12 protein-coding genes are annotated in these 16,784 nt (G+C 67.8%); 7 read left to right on the top strand and 5 right to left on the bottom strand.

All coding sequences use genetic code 11. The features are described from left to right. The first annotated feature begins 3 nt into the window (after nt 1-3). From LGR44_RS15290 to LGR44_RS15300, 3 genes are read left to right on the top strand one after another with little or no spacing between them, the layout of a single operon-like run. Nucleotides 4-804, top strand: coding sequence for an ABC transporter ATP-binding protein (locus tag LGR44_RS15290; RefSeq protein ID WP_226741574.1), 801 nt, complete (start codon nt 4-6; stop codon nt 802-804). 8 nt (nt 805-812) lie between these two features. Then, nucleotides 813-2,381, top strand: a complete 1,569-nt coding sequence (locus LGR44_RS15295; protein ID WP_226741575.1) for an MlaD family protein — start codon at nt 813-815, stop codon at nt 2,379-2,381. 28 nt (nt 2,382-2,409) lie between these two features. Continuing rightward, nucleotides 2,410-3,102, top strand: a complete 693-nt coding sequence (locus LGR44_RS15300) for an ABC-type transport auxiliary lipoprotein family protein (RefSeq protein ID WP_226741576.1) — start codon at nt 2,410-2,412, stop codon at nt 3,100-3,102. Nucleotides 3,103-3,542: 440 nt separating this feature from the next. Here LGR44_RS15300 and LGR44_RS15305 read toward each other — a convergent pair whose 3' ends face one another. After that, entirely contained in the window at nt 3,543-8,393 is a 4,851-nt protein-coding gene (locus tag LGR44_RS15305; RefSeq protein ID WP_226741577.1) for an apolipoprotein A-IV repeat region-like domain-containing protein, read from the bottom strand. A 320-nt stretch (nt 8,394-8,713) separates the two neighbouring features. Here LGR44_RS15305 and LGR44_RS15310 point away from each other — a divergent pair, with 320 nt between their 5' ends. Both LGR44_RS15310 and LGR44_RS15315 read left to right on the top strand, forming a co-directional pair. Next, nucleotides 8,714-9,034, top strand: a complete 321-nt coding sequence (locus LGR44_RS15310) for a 2Fe-2S iron-sulfur cluster-binding protein (RefSeq protein ID WP_226741578.1) — start codon at nt 8,714-8,716, stop codon at nt 9,032-9,034. Nucleotides 9,035-9,050: 16 nt separating this feature from the next. Continuing rightward, complete coding sequence (locus LGR44_RS15315) at nt 9,051-9,476, top strand: universal stress protein (protein ID WP_226741579.1); 426 nt, start codon at nt 9,051-9,053, stop codon at nt 9,474-9,476. A gap of 437 nt (nt 9,477-9,913) precedes the next feature. On the opposite strand, the gene LGR44_RS15320 is transcribed toward LGR44_RS15315, so the two are convergent. From LGR44_RS15320 to LGR44_RS15335, 4 genes are all read right to left on the bottom strand, one after another. After that, nucleotides 9,914-10,483, bottom strand: a complete 570-nt coding sequence (locus LGR44_RS15320; RefSeq protein WP_226741580.1) for a hypothetical protein — start codon at nt 10,481-10,483, stop codon at nt 9,914-9,916. A gap of 5 nt (nt 10,484-10,488) precedes the next feature. Further along, nucleotides 10,489-11,664 carry a vWA domain-containing protein gene (locus LGR44_RS15325; RefSeq protein WP_226741581.1) on the bottom strand — a complete coding sequence of 392 codons (1,176 nt, stop codon included), beginning with the start codon at nt 11,662-11,664 and terminating at the stop codon, nt 10,489-10,491. Nucleotides 11,665-11,744: 80 nt separating this feature from the next. After that, on the bottom strand, nt 11,745-13,547 hold the full coding sequence (locus LGR44_RS15330) for a cation:proton antiporter domain-containing protein (protein ID WP_226741582.1): 1,803 nt from the start codon (nt 13,545-13,547) through the stop codon (nt 11,745-11,747). 447 nt (nt 13,548-13,994) lie between these two features. Next, the gene (locus LGR44_RS15335; RefSeq protein WP_226741583.1) at nt 13,995-15,281 is read right to left on the bottom strand and encodes a cystathionine gamma-synthase family protein; all 1,287 of its coding nucleotides are present in this window, start codon (nt 15,279-15,281) and stop codon (nt 13,995-13,997) included. A 99-nt stretch (nt 15,282-15,380) separates the two neighbouring features. Between LGR44_RS15335 and LGR44_RS15340 the strand changes: the two genes are divergently transcribed. Both LGR44_RS15340 and LGR44_RS15345 read left to right on the top strand, forming a co-directional pair. Then, complete coding sequence (locus tag LGR44_RS15340) at nt 15,381-16,229, top strand: AAA family ATPase (RefSeq protein WP_226741584.1); 849 nt, start codon at nt 15,381-15,383, stop codon at nt 16,227-16,229. After that, on the top strand, nt 16,229-16,753 hold the full coding sequence (locus tag LGR44_RS15345; protein WP_226741585.1) for a SixA phosphatase family protein: 525 nt from the start codon (nt 16,229-16,231) through the stop codon (nt 16,751-16,753). Before LGR44_RS15340 ends, LGR44_RS15345 begins: the two co-directional genes overlap by 1 nt. Nucleotides 16,754-16,784: the final 31 nt, after the last annotated feature.

Genomic DNA, 16,784 nt, shown 5'->3' on the forward strand with positions numbered 1-16,784 from the left:
GCGATGCTCGACCGGCACCATCTCCCCATCGATAGGAACCGCGAGGTCGTCATTCGCGTCCGCGGGGTCGAGGTCGGCTTCGGGGACAGGACCATCCTCAACGGGCTCGACCTGGACGTGTACCGGGGCGAGATCCTGGGCTTCGTCGGCGCGTCCGGCCAGGGCAAGTCGGTGCTGACCCGCACGATCCTGGGCCTCGTCCCCAAGCGGGCGGGCACCATCGAGGTGCTGGGCCGCAACCTGGACGATTTGTCGCCCTCCGAAAGGCGGCTTCTGGAGCGGCGCTGGGGGGTTCTTTTCCAGCAGGGCGCCCTATTTTCCGCTCTGACCGTGAAGCAGAACGTGCAAGTGCCGATGCGGGAGTATCTCAACCTGTCCGACAGGCTCCTGGACGAGTTGGCGATGCTCAAGATCGAGATGGTGGGCCTGAAGCCGGACGCGGCCGACAAGCTTCCCTCGGAACTGTCCGGCGGCATGATCAAGCGGGCGGCCCTGGCCCGGGCGCTCGCTCTCGACCCGGACATCGTGTTCCTGGACGAGCCGACTTCGGGCCTCGACCCCATCGGCGCCGGGGAGTTCGACGAGCTGATTGCGACGTTACAACGGACTTTGGGGCTTACCGTATTCATGGTAACCCATGACCTCGACAGCCTTTACACGGTCTGCGACCGGATCGCGGCTCTGGGTGAGGGCAAGATTTTGGCGGAAGGGCCCATCGAGACGTTGCTCGCATCGGACAACCCTTGGCTCCGCTCCTACTTTCATGGAAAACGGGCTCGCGCGGCCATGGCCAGCGACTCGTAGGGTTTGTGATGGAAACGCGTGCAAACTACGCCTTGATCGGGTTGTTCACCCTCGCGGTGATCGCGGCGGCGTTCGGCTTCGTCTATTGGTTCTCCGGCGGCGACCGCGGCCAGGGAAGACAGACCGTCCGCGTGGTGTTCTCGGGGTCGGTTTCCGGCCTCTCGAAGGGCTCGTCCGCCTCCTTCAACGGCCTGCGGGTCGGCGAGGTGACGGATATCAGCCTTCTGCCGGAGGATCCCCGCAGGGTCATGGCGATCGTGCAGGTCGACGCCAACACCCCCATCCGCACCGACACCCGCGCCCGCCTGGAATACCAGGGCCTGACCGGCGTCGCCAACATCGCCCTGTCGGGTGGCGAGCCCAGCGCGCCGCCCCTAGCGGCCGGTCCTGGCCAACCCCTGCCGACGATCTTCGCCGACCGGTCCGACTTCCAGGATCTCATCGAGACCGCACGAAACATCGCCCGTCGGGCCGACGACGTGCTGGAGCGCGTCGGGCGGGTCGTGTCGGACAACGAGGGCGGCATAAACCGCACCGTCCAGAACGTGGAGCGCTTCTCCCAGGCCCTCGGCGAGAATGCGGAGGGCATCGACCGCTTCCTGGCCCAGGTCGGCCAGGCGGCCGAGAAGGTGGGGCCGCTGGCCGAGAAGCTGGAGACCCTCGCGACCAACCTCGACCAGGTCGTGCGCTCGGTGGAGCCGCAGCGCGTCGCGAAGATCGTGGAGAACGTGGAGAGCTTCACCGAGGCTCTGGGGCAGAACCGGGAGGCGATCGACAACACCTTCCGGGACGCGGCAAGCCTGGCGAGCCGCCTGAACGAGACCGCGCCCAAGCTCGACGCGGCGCTCACCGATCTCACCGCCATCACCCGCACCATCGACCCGGCCAAGGTCGGCCGCACCGTCGACAACGTGGATCGGGTGGTGGGCTCCATCGACGGCGAGCGGGTCGCGCGCATTGTCCAGAATACGGAGGAGTTCACGAAGGCTCTGGCCGAGAACCGCCAGGCCATCGACAATGCCCTGCGCGATGCGGCGAGCCTCGTGGGCCGTCTCAACGAGTCGGCGCCCAAGCTCGACATGGCCCTGACCGAGATTTCCAACCTGGCCAAGGCCGTCGATGCGACCAAGGTCGGCCGGGTGGTCGACAACGTGGACACCTTCGCCCAGACCCTGGGCCGGCGCAGCCCGGACGTGGACAAGGCGATCCAGGAGGCGCGCTCGATCACCGAGAAGCTCAACCGGTCCGCAGACCGGATCGACGCGGTCCTGAAGGGCGCCGAAGGCTTCCTGGGCTCGGCCTCGGGAGAGGCGGGCAGGGGAGCGTTCGATCAGATCCGCGAGGCGGCGAACTCCGTTCGGGAACTGGCCGACAATCTCAACGAACGTACCGAGGGCGTCCTGAAAGGCGTGGGACGCTTCACGGAGTCAGGCCTGCGCGAATACGAGGCTCTTGCCGTGGAGGGGCGCAGAACCCTCAACGACATCAGCCGCGCGGTCCGGAGCATCGAACGTAATCCACAGCAGTTTCTGTTCGGAGGCCGTTCGTCTCTCCCCGAATACAACGGCCGCCGTTAGTTCTAGTAGCAGTATGTCTGGATCCTCCGTGCTTTCCTCATCCACCGAAAGGGCTGGCCCGCTTCGGCGCCTGGCCCCGGCGCTCGTCCTCGCGGCGATGGCCGGAGCCTGCTCCTCGGCGCCGGCGCCCACGACCTACGATCTCTCGGCGCCCACGTCGCGGATCCGGGGTGCATCGGGGGTGCAGGTGCTCGTGGCGGAGCCCTCGGCGCTTCAGGTGCTCTCGGAGCAGCAGATCCTCGTGAAGGACACCACCACCGGGGCCATCTCCTTCCTGGGAGGCGGGCAATGGGCGGACGACCTGCCGAGGCTCGTCCAGACCAAGCTGATCAACACCTTCGAGAACTCCTCGCAGATCCGTGGCGTCGCGAGGCCGAGCAGCGGCGCCGTGGCCGACGTCCAGCTTGTCTCGGAACTGCGCAGCTTCGAGATCGCCACCCCGAGCAACGAGGCGGTGGTGGAGATCGCGGTGAAGATCGTGAACGACGCCAACGGCCGCATCGTCAACGGCAGGATCTTCAGGGCCCGGGCCCCGGTCGTCGCCATCGATGCTCCGAATGCCGTCCGCGGCCTCGACGAGGCCCTTTCCGTGGCGATGCTCGACATCGTGCGCTGGGTCAGCGGAAGCTCGCTGCCCCGCAGGGACGAACCGGCCGAGACGGTCAGCACTCTCCCGCCCCGCGAGGAGCGCCGCGACGAGGCCAGCCCGCCGCCGGCATAACGACGCAAGCGTTGCCGGAGGCACGGCAAGCGAAACCGCCCAAGTTTCCATCGCCCTTCGCCTCTCCCGGTGAAGCCGGGACCGTCAGGTTTGGGTGAGAGGCTCCGACGTTGCCCGATGCAGCGCCACCGCTTTCCTTCCCCCTGAGGAGGGTGGAGGGCCTCAGTCGGCTCAGGCGACGGACCCATCCTGCCGCTCCAACAGCCTCGCCCGCAAAAGCGAGGCATCTCCGGACAGCACTGAAGCCTTTGCCGGGACGGTGTTCGCGTCTCCTAGGGACAGGGAGGATGCACCCACGGGGACCGGGCGGGCTCAAACGCCGTTGCTGCCGCATCTCCTCCATCGAGGCGGCCAGGCGCAGCGTGTGGGTTCGATCCGCAAACGAAAATGGCCGGCGCGAGGCCGGCCATTTCAGGTGAGGGTGGCGATGCGTCGGCAGCTTAGTCGAAGCGGCCGCTCGCATGGGCCAGCATGGTGTAGACCTTGCCGGTTTCCGAGGTCAGGTAGGTCTTCGTCAGCATCGAGTCCCGGTCGTCGCGGGAGACCTCCGCCAGCAGGCGCTCGAACTCCTCCACGTAGCGGTCGACGGTCTGCTTGAACTCGTCGTCCTGCCGGTACTTGCGACGGATCTCGTCGAAGGTCTGCTGACCCTGGATCGTGTAGAGGCGGCGGGTGAACACGTTGCTCTCGCCGCGCTTGTAGCGATCCCACAGCTCGACGGCCGCATCGTGATCGATCATCCGGGCGATGTCGACCGAGATCGAGTCCAGGGATTCGAGGCTGTTGACCCGGGAGCGGTCGGGGCGACCCGGACCGCGCGGCGGTCCGTCCTCGCGCGAGGCCCGGTTCAGGAGGTCGGACAGCCAGCCGCTGCCGCGCGCGGCGGCGTCGCGGGCCTGAGCCTCCTCGCGCCGCGGGGCAGGGCGCTCAGGCGCGGGGGTGGGCTGACGGGTCGCCATGGGAGCCGGCGCAGGCGCCGGAGCCGGCGGAGGGACGGGAGCCGGGGCCGGAGCAGCGCGCTGCTCGACCGGCCGGGCTGCCGCCTGAACCGACGCCGGAGCAGGTGTGGGAGCCGGGGCGGGGCGCGGCTCGTGGACCACGGCCGCGGAGGCCATGGGAGCCTCGTTGACCCGGCGGGGCTGGGCGGCCGGGATGGCGTCCACGGCGCGGTTCGAGCGCGAGACCAGGGCCGAGAGCTCGTTGAGAGCCTTGATCTGGTCGGCGACGACACGACGCATGTTGGCCGTGGTCTCCTGCGTCTCCTGCGGGATCTCGACGACGCCGCGGCGGAGTTCGGCCCGGGTGGTTTCGAGCTCGCGCTGGATCTGGCCGGTCATGCCGCGCAGTTCGCCCATGGTGTCGCGGAACTTCGCGGTGGCGTTGTTGAGCGCCTCCGTCATCTCGGCGGCGGCCTGCTCGTAGGCCGTGCGCAGGGCGGCGGCGGTGCGCTCGCCCTCCTGGCCTGTCGAGGAGCGGATGAGCTCGAACTGGTCGCCGATGGCGCGGGTGGTGGCCTGCGCCGACTCGGCCAGCACGGATCCGATCTGGCGGGCCTTGCCTTCCACGTTCTGCAGCGAGCCTTCCACCAGCGCCGTGAAGGTGCGCGTGACGGTCTCCAGTTCCTGCGAACGGTCGTTGATGCGGGCGAGAACCTCGGTGAGGGCTTCCTGGCGGCCGCTCAGGGCGGCATCCATGCGGGCCTCGACCCTCTCCAGGGCCGCTGCGGCCTCGGTCAGGGTCTGCATCTGCTCGCGGGTGACGTCGGTCAGCGAGCGGCCGCGCTGCTCGAGGCTCTGGGCCAGTTCGGAGGCCTGCTGGATCGCGCCGGTCGACACGGAGCGGAGCGCCTCGACCTGGTCGGCCACCTGCTCGGAGGCACGGCCCGTCTGGGCGGCGACTTCCGCCAGAAGGCTCTGGATCTGCTGCACCTGTCCGCCGAGGCCGTCCTCGATGGCGCCGAGATTGCCGCTGGCGCTCGCCGCCACCTGCTGTAGCAGGCGGTTGGCATCCTGCAGCCGGTCGAGCACCTCGGAGAGCTCGCCGCGCAGACGCTGGTTGGTGCCGACGAGGGTCTCGACGGCCTGCGAGGTGGTCTGGTCGATGGAGCTGCGCAGGGCCTCGGTCGACTGGGCGTAGGACGCGGTGAGCTCCATGGTGCGCTCCTGGAGCGCGGAGAGCATGCCGGAGCTGCGCTGCTGCAGGCTCTCGACCACCGCATTGCTGCGCTCCTCCAGGGCGCGCAGGGTCGTCTCGCTGACGGCGGCGACTTCGCGTCCGATGGTGGCGCTGCGCTCGTCGAGGCTCGCCACGAGGGTTGCTCCCTGCGTGTCGAAGATCCCGCGGATCTCGTCGATCCGGCTGCCGAGGGAGCCGAGCACCGTCTGGCCGCGCTCCTCGATGGCGTTGGCCACGCCGTCGAGGCGGTTGACCACCCGGTCCTCGAAGCTCGTGACGCGCTGGTCGAGGGTCGCGGCGATCTCCTCGGCCCGGTTGCCGAGGGTCTGGTTGATCTCGAAGGCGCGGGCGCCCAGGGTCTCCGTGATCTCTCCGGCGCGGTCGCCGAGGATCCGGTTGATGGCCGTGGCGCGGGCGTCGAGGGCCTCGCCGATCTGCTCGGCCTTGGCCGAGATCGTCTCGGCGATGGCGCCGGTGCGGGCCGTGATGGCCTGGCTGATCTCGTCCACGCGGGCCTGGAGGGAGTTCGCCACGTCTCGGCCGCCTTCGGCCATGACCCGGGCCATTTCGCCGGTGCGGATGACGAGGGCCTCGTTGAGGGCGGAGGCGCGGGCGCCGAGGGTCTGGTCGACGCGCTCGACGATGGTGTCGAAATTGGCCGTGATCTCGGTTGCCCGGCGGGAGGCATGCTCCTCCAGGGCGGAGAGCTGGGTCTCGATCGCCGTGGTGGCCTCGCGGGCACGCTCGGCGAAGGACTCGGACATGGCGCGGCCCTGGACCGTGATGAGACGGTCCATCTCCTCGAAGCGGCCGCTGATCGTCTCGGTGAGGTTGCCCACGTCGTTGGAAATGCGCTCGGCCACTTCGCCGCCGCGGCGCATCACGTCCTCGAAGGCCGACAGGCGGGTGCCGAGGGTCTCTTCCATCTCGCGGCCGCGGGTGTCCACCGTCTCGGCCGTGCGGTTGAGGGCCTCGTTGACGCGCGAGCCCTGGGTGGCGATGGCGAGAACGATGTCCTTGCCGGTGGAGGCGAGGCGGAGCTGCGCCTCGTCCGCATGGCGGGACAGGGTCTCGGAGAATTCCTGCCCGCGGGTTTCGAAGGCCGTCTGGAATTCCGCGACCCGGTCGGCCATGAGCGTGGCGACCCGGTCGCCGGCCGTGCTGAGGCTGGCCTCCAGGGCCTGGCCCTGGACCGTGACGGACTCGCTGACGCGCTGGCTTGCGGTCTCCAGGCGGACGGCGAGGTCCTCCACCCGGGTGCCGATGGCCTCGTCGGCCATGCGCACGGCGCCTTCCAGATGTTCGCGCACCTCGTTGCCGCGCTGGGTGATTTCTTCGGTGACGCTGCCGGCCGTGGCCGTGAGGTGCTCGCGGAACTCGGTGCCGCGCAGGACGATCTCGCCGACGATGCTCGTGCCGGTCGAGGCGAGCTGCTGGCGCAGGGTGTTGCCGCGGGCGACGATCTCGTCCGCCACCTCGGTGCCCGTTGAGGCGAGCTGCTCGCGCAGGCTGGTGCCGCGGGTCGAGAGGTCCTCGAGGATCGCGTTCGCCGTGGAGGCGAACTCGTTGCGCAGGTTGCTGCCGCTGGTGCCCAGTTCCTCCACGATGGAGGCGCCGGTGGCGGAGAGCTGCTCGCGGATCATGGTGCCGCGGGTGACGATCTCCTCGCTCACGGTCGAGCCGGCGGCGGCGATCTGGTCGCGCATTTCGGCGGTGCGGGCCGAAATGTCGTCGGCGATCACGCCGCCCGTCGCCGCGAGCTTCTCGGTGATCTCGCTGCCGCGCTGCGTGAAGCTGTCCTCCAGGGTGCGGGCGGTCTGCTCGAAGGCCTCGCGCACGTCGTTGCCCTGCTGGGCGAGGGCATCGATGACGCCGCGGCCGGTCTCGGCCAGGGTGCGGGTGACCTGGCTGGCGCCTTCCTGCAGGTGGCGGGTGAGGACGTCCCCGGTGCGCTCGAAGGCGCCCGTGATGTCCTGCGCCTTGCTTTCCAGGGCGCTGGTGATGGTGGTGCCGACCTCGGCAATGCCGGTCTTGATCTCTTCGCTGGTGCCGGAGATGCGTTCGACGAGCTCGACGCCGCGGCTCGCCATCTCCTCGACGACGCGCTCGCCGGCCCGGCCGAGGGCCTGGGTGATCTGCTCGCCGCGCTGCTCGATGGAGCCGGTCACGCGGTCGCCCGCGCCCGTGACGCTGGACACGACGCGCTCGGTGGCCTCGTCCAGATCCTGGATCAGGTTCTGCTGGGCGCCGGTGATGGCGCCGCGCACGCGCTCGGCATTGGTGACGATGGCCTCGCGCTGGGTGATGAGTTCGTCGACGAGGGAGCGGATCCGGATCTCGTTGTCGGAATAGGCGCGCTCCAGGGTCGCGATCTCGCTGCGGACCAGGGTTTCCAGCTCGCCGGCACGGGCGAGGGCGCGCTCGACGCCGTCGCCGACGGCCGCCACCTCGCGGCGCACGGCCTGCGAGACGGACAGGACCGCATCTGTGGAGAAGCTCTCGGGCTGGGCCAGGCGCACGGCGACTTCGCCCATGGCGCGGGCGACCAGCTTCATCTCCTGCGAGCGGACCGTCAGCATCGCGGCGATGTAGAACAGGAGGATCGGCCCCAGCAGAAGGGCGGCGCCGATGGCGAGCTGGGTCGGCGTGAAGACCGTCAGCAGCTGGTCGGGCATGGTGATGCCCAGGGAATAGACGTAGGCTCCGGCCGCGCCGAGCCAGAGCAGGGAGGCGAGGGTCGCCAGGGTGTAGGCCCTGCCCGAGGGGCGGACCTGCAGGGCCTGCAGCATCACGCCGACATTCTGCCGGTCGTCGTTGGCGACGGCGGTGCGGTCGGGCGCGACGAAACCGGCACGGGAGGTATCCTCCGGGCGCGCATCGGACCGGCCCTCGCGGGTCTCGGCCTGATCGCCCGGGCCGTCGGAATCGAGGCCGAAGGGACCCTTCGTGAAGTCGTGATCGTCGATATCGGGCAGCCGGGGCTCGTCGCGGGAGGCAGCGTCGTCCGACCTGTCCGGGGGCTGAATCACAAAAGTCTCGTCGAGATTGAGCGCCTGCTCGACCGCCGACAAGGCTGCCTCCGCCGGATCTTTCATCTTCTTTTTCTCGATCGCCATGATCTGCCTCGTGACGCAACTGAATGGTGGTTGCAGCCTTGCTCATCCCTTTGAAGAAAAAGGGATTTGCGCAGCTTCAGCCCGCTCCGGACGCCCCTGACGGTGCTTCCGTTTGGTAATCTGCCATTTACCAAACAAGTCTAGCGGCGGGTCTGAGCGAAGGAAACCCGATGCCCGGTGCCACTTGAGAACGTCGTTAACGGCTCGGTAACCAGTGGTGCGAGGCAAAATGAGGCGAAAAGACGGCAGGTCGCCGCGCTCGTTCACTCGTCTTCCGGCGCACCTTGTCTTAAATATGCGCCGATACTCAGAGGTCCGCAATGATCAATATTACATTCATCGATCCCGAGGGCACCGCCCGCACCGTCGAAGCGGAGGAGGGCGCCACGGTCATGGAAACCGCCGTGCGCAACGGAATTCCCGGGATCGAGGCGGAGTGCGGCGGCGCCTGCTCCTGCGCCACATGCCACGTCTATGTGGACGAGGCGTGGGAATCGGCCACCGGCCAGCCACAGCCGATGGAGGAGGACATGCTTGACTTCGCCTTCGACGTCCGCCCGAATTCCCGCCTGTCGTGCCAGATCCGCGTCCGGCCCGAACTGGACGGCCTCGTCGTCCGCACTCCCACACGTCAAGGCTGATCCGGAGACTGCCCCCATGTTCAAGACGATCCTGGTTCCCGTCGATCTCGTCGAGATCGAGGCCGCCAAGCCTGCCATCGAGAAGGCGGTGGAGCTGGCCCGAGGCGCAGAGGGCTCCTTGCGCCTGATCTATGTGCGGCCGGTCGTTCCGGTGACCTACATGGAGTTCATGCCCCCCGCCTTCGACGAGGAGCAGCAGGCCGAGGCCGAGAAGAAGCTGGCCGAACTCGCCGCGGCCGTGAAGCTGCCGGCGGAACGCGTCTCGGCGGTGGTGCGCCTCGGCTCCATCTACAACGAAGTGCTGGACGAGGCGGAAAAGACCGGGGCCGACCTGATCGTCATCGGGTCGCACCGGCCGACCATGGCGACCTTCCTTCTGGGCTCCAACGCCTCCACCATCGTGCGCCATGCGAGATGCTCGGTGCTGGTGGTGCGGACCTGAGCTTCGCGCTCGCTGCTCTGAAGTGCTTCCTCAAAGAAAAAGCCGCGGCAGATGAGTGCCGCGGCTTGGAAGGTCGGTTCAGACCTTGCACTGGTGGCTCAGCGCTCCCACTGGGTCGGGTCGCCCGCCAGGACGATTCTCTCGTCCTTCTGCATCGCGACGGTGCCGGCCACGGCCGAACCGATGAGAGCGAAGGCGAGCGCAAGCTTGACGAGCATGTTGATCTTCATTGCCGTTCCCTTTCGATGTTCCAGGCAGCCGGAGCTCCCGGTAAGCTAACATTGTTACATTAGGGGGGCGGGAAGGGGCGTCAACCGGAATATCGTCCTCTGCAAGCCGTTTTCCGTAGAAACGTCAACGGCTTCGCCTGCGGCGACAGGGTGCCGTACGGGTCGCTCCATCCCAGATTGCAGCCTTCCGCCGCCGACGTCGGAGGTTCAGGCCCGGCCGGGGAGCAGGTCGGCCGGCGGCGCCTCCGGCCTGAAGGGGCGGGGCTTGTTGAGCCTCACCATCGGCTCGATCTGCCACACGCCCAGGAGAGCGAACAGCCCGCCCATGAGAGCGACGCTCGTGGAGCCCATCTGGAGCGCGCGCCAGATCAGGACGGCCATGGCGAGAAGGGACAGGACGGCGACGACGGTGGTCGACAGCCACACCCAATAGGGCTTTCCGGCCACGAAGCGGGCATTCGGGTTGGCCTGGGCGATGGCGGCGAACAGGGATTGGGTGAAGGCCCGGTAGGGGGCGGTGAGCTGCTCGGCCTCGATCATGCTCTTCCAGCTGACGGACGAGAAGGAGAAGGTCTTCCCGTCCTGCATCCTGATCTTGGTGCGAAAGGCCTTGTGTCCGAAGCGACCCGGCTCGTAGACCATGCGCACGGACTCCACCGCCCCGAGGCGGACCTCGTGCACCTTGCGGCCGGAATCGACGGTGAGCCGGTCCCCTTCCAGGCTGAAGCTGATCGGCCCGCCGACCGGGCGGGGGCTGTGTTGGTAGGTCTGGGTCATGAGGTCTAGCGCACCAGTTCGCGCATCGCCTGATCGATGCCTTCGAGATTGAGCGGGTACATGCGGTCTGAGAAGAGCTGCCGCATGAGGCTGATCGACTGAGTATAGCCCCAATGCGACTGCGTCACGGGGTTCAGCCACACGGCCCTGGGGAAGTGGTTGAGAATGCGCTGCATCCAGACCTGGCCCGGCTCCTCGTTCCAGTGCTCCACCGAGCCGCCCGGCGTCACGATCTCGTAGGGACTCATGGAGGCGTCGCCCACGAAGACGACCCGATAGTCGGACGGGTAGGTGCGGATCACGTCGAGGGTGGGGATCTTCTCGTCGTACCGGCGGCGGTTTTCCTTCCACAGGTTCTCGTAGACGCAGTTGTGGAAGTAGAAGTGCTCGAAATGCTTGAATTCGAGCCGGGCCGCCGAGAACAGCTCCTCCGCCACCTGGATGTGCCAGTCCATGGAGCCGCCCACGTCCAGGAACAGCAGCACCTTCACGGCGTTGCGGCGCTCGGGCCTCAGGCGCACGTCGAGATAGCCCTTGTGGGCCGTCTCGTGGATCGTCTCGTCGAGGTCCAGTTCCTCCGCCGCGCCGGTGCGGGCGAAGCGGCGCAGGCGGCGCAGCGCGATGCGCATGTTGCGCACCCCCAGCTCCACATTGTCGTCGAAGTCCTTGAACTCGCGCTTGTCCCACACCTTCACGGCGCGGAAGTTGCGGTTCCTGTCCTGGCCGATGCGGATGCCTTCCGGGTTGTAGCCGTAGGCGCCGAAAGGCGAGGTTCCGGCGGTGCCGATCCACTTGTTGCCGCCCTGGTGGCGGCCCTTCTGCTCCTTGAGGCGCTCCTTCAGGGTCTCGAAGAGCTTGTCCCAGCCCATGGCCTCGAGCTGGCGCTTCTCCTCCTCGCTCAGGTAGCGCTCGGCCAGCTTGCGCAGCCATTCCTCGGGGATCTCGGCCTCGGCGCCGGTCTGTCCCAGGCGCTCGATGCCCTTGAAGACCTGGCCGAAGACCCGGTCGAACTTGTCGAAATGGCGCTCGTCCTTCACCAGGCAGGCGCGCGCCAGGTAGTAGAACTCCTCGACGCTCTTGTCCGCCAGATCCTGGTCGAGCGCTTCCAGCAGGGCAAGGTATTCCCGCAAGGAAACGGGAACCTTGGCGGCGCGCAGTTCTGTGAAGAGGGTCAGGAACATGGCGCCAGTGTCCGGCAACGGGCCGGGAGGTCAAGGGCGAAAGGCGGCCCGTCGCCCGAAAGCGCCGTCTCGGACTGCGCTCAGGACGATTTTCCCGCCGTCCGCCTCGCGCGGAACTCCCCCAGGGAGGCATCGCGCTTGCGGTTGTTGTTGCGCAGGATCTGCCTGTACTCGTCCCGGCGCTCGTGGATCGACGCGATGACGAGGCCCATGGGGACGCCGATGTCGCTCAGGACCGCCTCGCTCAGCTGGAGCGAGGCCTCGATGGTTTCCGGCACCGCATCGTCGACGCCGAGGTCGTAGAGCTGCACCGCATGCCGGGCGTCCCGGGCGCGGGCCACGATGGTGATGTCGGGGTTCTCCTGGCGCGCCGCGGTCACCACCGCCTCGACGGAGCTCAGGGTGTCGAGGGTGATGACGAGGGCGAGCGCGCGGTCGATGCCGCAGGCGCGCAGGAATTCGGGGTAGGAGCCGTCGCCGAAGAAGACCGGCTTGCCCGCCTTGCGCTCGGCCGCCACCCGGGCCGGGTCCATGTCGATGGCCAGATGGGGCACCTTGTGGCGCGCCAGCATGTCGCCCACGAGCTGGCCGACCCGTCCGTAGCCGGCGACGATGACGCGGCCCACCTCGTCGGCGGGGGGAGGGGCGGCGATCTCCGGATCCACGGGCAGGCGCCTCTCCAGCCTGCGGCTCAGCTGCCGCCCGACCCGGGCGAGAAGCGGTATGGCGATCATCGTGAAGGTGGTCACGAGGAGCAGGGTCTGGCCGACCCCGACCGGGACGAGCCCCGCCACCATGGCGCTGCCGAGGATCACGAGGGCGAATTCGCCGCCGGGGCCCAGGAGGAGCCCGGTTTCCGCCGCCTCCGAGCGGTTCAGGCCGAACGGGCGCGCGAGGGCGAAGATGATGACGGCCTTCAGGGCGATCACAAGGGTGGCGACCGCCAGGATTTCCAGCGGTTGCTCCAGAAAGCGGAACGCGTCGAGGCTCATGCCGACCGAGACGAAGAAGACCCCGAGCAGCAGCCCCTTGAAGGGCTGGATCGTGACGTCGACCGCCCGCCGGTATTCCGTCTCCGAGAGCAGCACGCCCGCGATGAAGGCGCCAAGCGCCATGGACAGGCCGCTGACGGCCGCCACCAAGCTCGTCACCATCACGACCAGCAGGCAGGCGGCCATGAACAGTTCCGGGCTCTTGGTGGCCGAGACGAGCTGGAAGAACGGGCGCAGGATCACCCGGCCCAGGCCGACGATGACGGCGAGCGCCAGGGCGGCCTGCAGCAGCGCCCACAGGAAGGACGACACGGTCACCTCGGGCTGGGTCGTGTCGAGGGCCGCGATGGTGAACAGGATCGGCGCAACGGCGAGATCCTGGAACAGCAGGGCCGAGAAGCTGGCGCGCCCGACCGTCGTGTTGAGCCGCTTCTGCTCGGCCATGACCGGAATGACGATGGCGGTGGAGGACAGGGCGAGCCCGAGCCCGACCAGGACCGCCCCCGTGACGTTCCCGACCGGCTCCAGGGCGAGGGCGCCCAGCGCCAGGGCGCACAGGACCACCTGCAGGGTGCCGAAGCCGAAGACCAGCCTGCGCAGGGTCCGCAGACGCTGCCAGGAGAGCTCGATGCCGATGGTGAAGAGAAGGAAGACGACGCCGAACTCCGCGAGATGCGACGTTCCTTCCGGATTGGTGAAGGTCAGCCAGTCGACCCAAGGGTAATCCGGAACGAGCCGCCCGAGGCCGTAGGGCCCCAGCAGAGCCCCGACTCCCAGGAAGCCGAGAACCGGGCTGATCCTGAGGCGGTGGAACAGAGGGACGATGATTCCTGCCGTCGCCAGAAAGAGAATCGGTTCCTGGTACGCATGCAGGTTAATCGAGGCGGCCATCTGATCTGTCCATTTCGGCCCATTGTGGGTTCATCGAAACCCCTCGTGCAAGGCTGGATTCCAGGCAGGTCCCGCCATCGATGCCGCAGGTGCGGGCGTGCTGCCTGTTCCATGCGCCTCCGAGCGGCTTGGGGAGGCTGCGCGGGATCTTGTTCGAGCCGAGGCAATTCAGCGCGACGCCATTTCCCTCCCCCTTGTGGGGAGGGCCAGGGTGGGGGTGTGAGCGATAGCCTATGAAGGTGTGGCGCCCACACCCCCACCTCCACCTCCTCCCCACAAGGGGGAGGAGAGCAGGGCAGCGTTTCCGGCGAGGCCCGAGGTCCGTGGAAGGAGAGCCGGTCGGCGCTTCCGGCAAGCCCGGGGTGGGGAGGAGAGCCACGGAGGCGCTAGCCGGGCGCACCTAGGATCGGTGTAATCCCATCCTTGCTGCGCCCGGCCTTTGCGTTCTCAATCCAGCGTCGACAGCGCCTGGGCGAGGTCGGCCACGAGATCGTCCGGGTGCTCGATGCCGATGGAGACGCGGATCGTGGCGTCGGAGACGCCGAGCCGGTCGCGGGTCGCCTTGGGCACGCCCGAATGGGTCGTGGAGGCCGGGTGCGAGATCAGGGACTCGGTGCCGCCGAGGCTCACCGCCAGCTTGAAGACCTGCAGGGCGTTGAGCACCTTGAAGGCCTCCGCCTCGCCGCCTTTCACGTCGAACGAGAAGGTGGAGCCGGGGGCGCTGCACTGGGTCTCGTAGACCTCCTTCGCCCGCGAGCCTTCCGGCAGGTAGGCGAGGTGGTGCAGCTTCACGACGCTGGGGTGATCGTTGAGGAAGGCGGCGACGATCTCGGCGTTGCGGTTCGCCGCGTTCATGCGCAGGGCCAGGGTTTCCAGCGAGCGGCCGAGCATCCAGCAGGAATGCGGGTCGAGCTGCGTGCCGATGGCCGAACGCAGGAGGCGCACCTGCTTCATCAGCTCCTTGGAGCCCAGCGCCGCGCCGGCGATCAGGTCCGAGTGGCCGCCCACGTATTTCGTCAGCGAATAGACCGAGATGTCCGCGCCGTCCTTCAGGGGCTTCTGGAAGACCGGGCCGAGCAGGGTATTGTCGCAGATGATGATGGGACGGTGGCCCTGGGCGGCGCCGATCTCGTCCGCGATGGTGCGGATGAAGGCGATGTCCACAAGGGTGTTGAGCGGGTTCGAGGGCGTTTCGATCTTGATGATCGACACCCGGCCCTTGCCTTGCGCCTCCTTCGCGGCGGCGCGGATGCCCGCCTCGTCCACGCCGTCGCCGAAGCCCACCGCCTGGATGCTGAGATTGGCCAGGGTCTTGGCGATCAGGGTCTCGGTGCCGCCATAGAGCGGCTGCGAGTGCAGGATCACGTCTCCGGGCTTGGCGAAGGCCAGGATGCTGGTTGCGATGGCCGACATGCCGGACGAGAAGAGAAGGCCCGCCTCCGCCTCCTCGAAGATGGCCAGGCGGTCCTCGACGATCTCGGAATTGGGGTGGTTGAAGCGGGAATAGACGAGGCCCGCGGCCTCACCCTGCGGCGGCTCGCGCCGGCCCGCCACGTAATCGAAGAATTCCTTGCCGTGCTCGGCACTGTTGAACACGAAGGTCGACGTGAGGAAGACCGGAGGCTTCACGGCGCCTTCCGACAGGGTCGGGTCGTAGCCGTAGCCCAGCATGAGGGTCTCAGGCTTGAGCTTGTGATTGCCGATTCGGTCCTTGTGGTAGCGGTTGGAAGCCATAAGTCAGTCCTCTCCTTTGTGGTGGACTTACCCTATGAAGGCGGTTGTCGAAAGGCGGCGACCGGTCCTAGGGTCGTTTTGGCAACAGGGAAGGTGGGTATGGCGCGTTTCACGGGCACCGAATCGTATGTGGCGACCGAAGATCTGACAGTGGCCGTGAACGCCGCGATCGTCCTCGAGCGTCCGCTCCTGGTGAAGGGTGAGCCGGGGACCGGCAAGTCCGTCCTGGCCGAGGAGATCGCCAAATCCCTGAATGCGCCGCTTCTGACCTGGCACATCAAGTCCACCACCAAGGCCCAGCAGGGGCTCTACGAGTACGACGCGGTCTCGCGCCTGCGGGACAGCCAGCTCGGCGATCCGCGGGTGTCGGACATCCGCAACTACATCCGGCGCGGCAAGCTGTGGGAGGCTTTTCAGTCCGAAACCCGGCCGGTGCTCCTGATCGACGAGATCGACAAGGCCGACATCGAGTTCCCCAACGACCTCCTGCTCGAACTCGACCGCATGGAATTCCACGTCTACGAGACCGGCGAGACCGTGCGGGCGGCCCGGCGCCCCATCGTCATCATCACCTCGAACAACGAGAAGGAACTGCCGGACGCCTTCCTGCGCCGCTGCTTCTTCCACTACATCAAGTTCCCGGACCCCGACACCATGGCCCGGATCGTCGAGGTCCATTATCCCGGGATCAAGCACCGCCTGGTCGAGGAGGCCCTGAAGATCTTTTTCGAGATGCGCGACGTGCCCGGCCTGAAGAAGAAGCCTTCCACCTCCGAACTGCTCGACTGGCTCAAGCTGCTCCTGGCCGAGGATATCGGCCCCGAAAATCTGCGCGAGCGCGACACCCGCAAGCTCATTCCTCCGCTTCACGGGGCGCTCCTGAAGAACGAGCAGGATGTCAGCCTGTTCGAGAAGCTCGCCTTCATCGCCCGGCGGGACGGACGGTGATGCTCCGTCTTCTTCTTCTTCGCCACGCCAAGGCCGCCTGGCCGTCCGGCGTTCTCGACGTGGACCGCCCGCTCGCCAGGCGGGGTCGCGAGGCCGCCGTTCGCATGGCCCATTATCTGAAGGACGAGGACCTCGTGCCCGATCTCGTCCTCGTCTCTCCCGCCCGGCGGACGGTGGAGACCTGGGACCTCGCCCAGCCGATCCTCGGCGACGTCGAGGCCCGCCAGGACGGGCGCATCTACGAGGCCCCGGTGGCGCGGCTTCTCACGGTGCTGCAGGAGGTCGGGCCCGAGGCGTCCACGCTCCTGATGATCGGCCACAATCCGGGCTTCGAGGATCTCGCGGCGCTCCTCATCGCCGACGGCGACCGGGACGGGATGCTCCGCATGAGCCAGAAATACCCCACCGCGGGACTGGCGGTGATCGACTTTCCCCAGCAGACCTGGCGCGAGGTCGCACGCAAGTCGGGCCGCCTGGAACGCTTCGCTACGCCGAAATCGCTGGGCGACAGCGAGGACGACTAGCGAACCATTCCGCTCCCACCATCGTTCTGCC

It is taken from the genome of Microvirga lenta, from assembly GCF_020532555.1.
Classification (GTDB): Bacteria; Pseudomonadota; Alphaproteobacteria; order Rhizobiales; family Beijerinckiaceae; genus Microvirga; species Microvirga lenta.

Coding starts and splice junctions, on each gene's coding strand:
- LGR44_RS15290 (WP_226741574.1), top strand. CDS start 4: ATGCTCGACCGGCACCATCTCCCCATCGATAGGAACCGCGAGGTCGTC.
- LGR44_RS15295 (WP_226741575.1), top strand. CDS start 813: ATGGAAACGCGTGCAAACTACGCCTTGATCGGGTTGTTCACCCTCGCG.
- LGR44_RS15305 (WP_226741577.1), bottom strand. CDS start 8,393: ATGGCGATCGAGAAAAAGAAGATGAAAGATCCGGCGGAGGCAGCCTTG.
- LGR44_RS15310 (WP_226741578.1), top strand. CDS start 8,714: ATGATCAATATTACATTCATCGATCCCGAGGGCACCGCCCGCACCGTC.
- LGR44_RS15315 (WP_226741579.1), top strand. CDS start 9,051: ATGTTCAAGACGATCCTGGTTCCCGTCGATCTCGTCGAGATCGAGGCC.
- LGR44_RS15320 (WP_226741580.1), bottom strand. CDS start 10,483: ATGACCCAGACCTACCAACACAGCCCCCGCCCGGTCGGCGGGCCGATC.
- LGR44_RS15325 (WP_226741581.1), bottom strand. CDS start 11,664: ATGTTCCTGACCCTCTTCACAGAACTGCGCGCCGCCAAGGTTCCCGTT.
- LGR44_RS15330 (WP_226741582.1), bottom strand. CDS start 13,547: ATGGCCGCCTCGATTAACCTGCATGCGTACCAGGAACCGATTCTCTTT.
- LGR44_RS15335 (WP_226741583.1), bottom strand. CDS start 15,281: ATGGCTTCCAACCGCTACCACAAGGACCGAATCGGCAATCACAAGCTC.
- LGR44_RS15340 (WP_226741584.1), top strand. CDS start 15,381: ATGGCGCGTTTCACGGGCACCGAATCGTATGTGGCGACCGAAGATCTG.
- LGR44_RS15345 (WP_226741585.1), top strand. CDS start 16,229: ATGCTCCGTCTTCTTCTTCTTCGCCACGCCAAGGCCGCCTGGCCGTCC.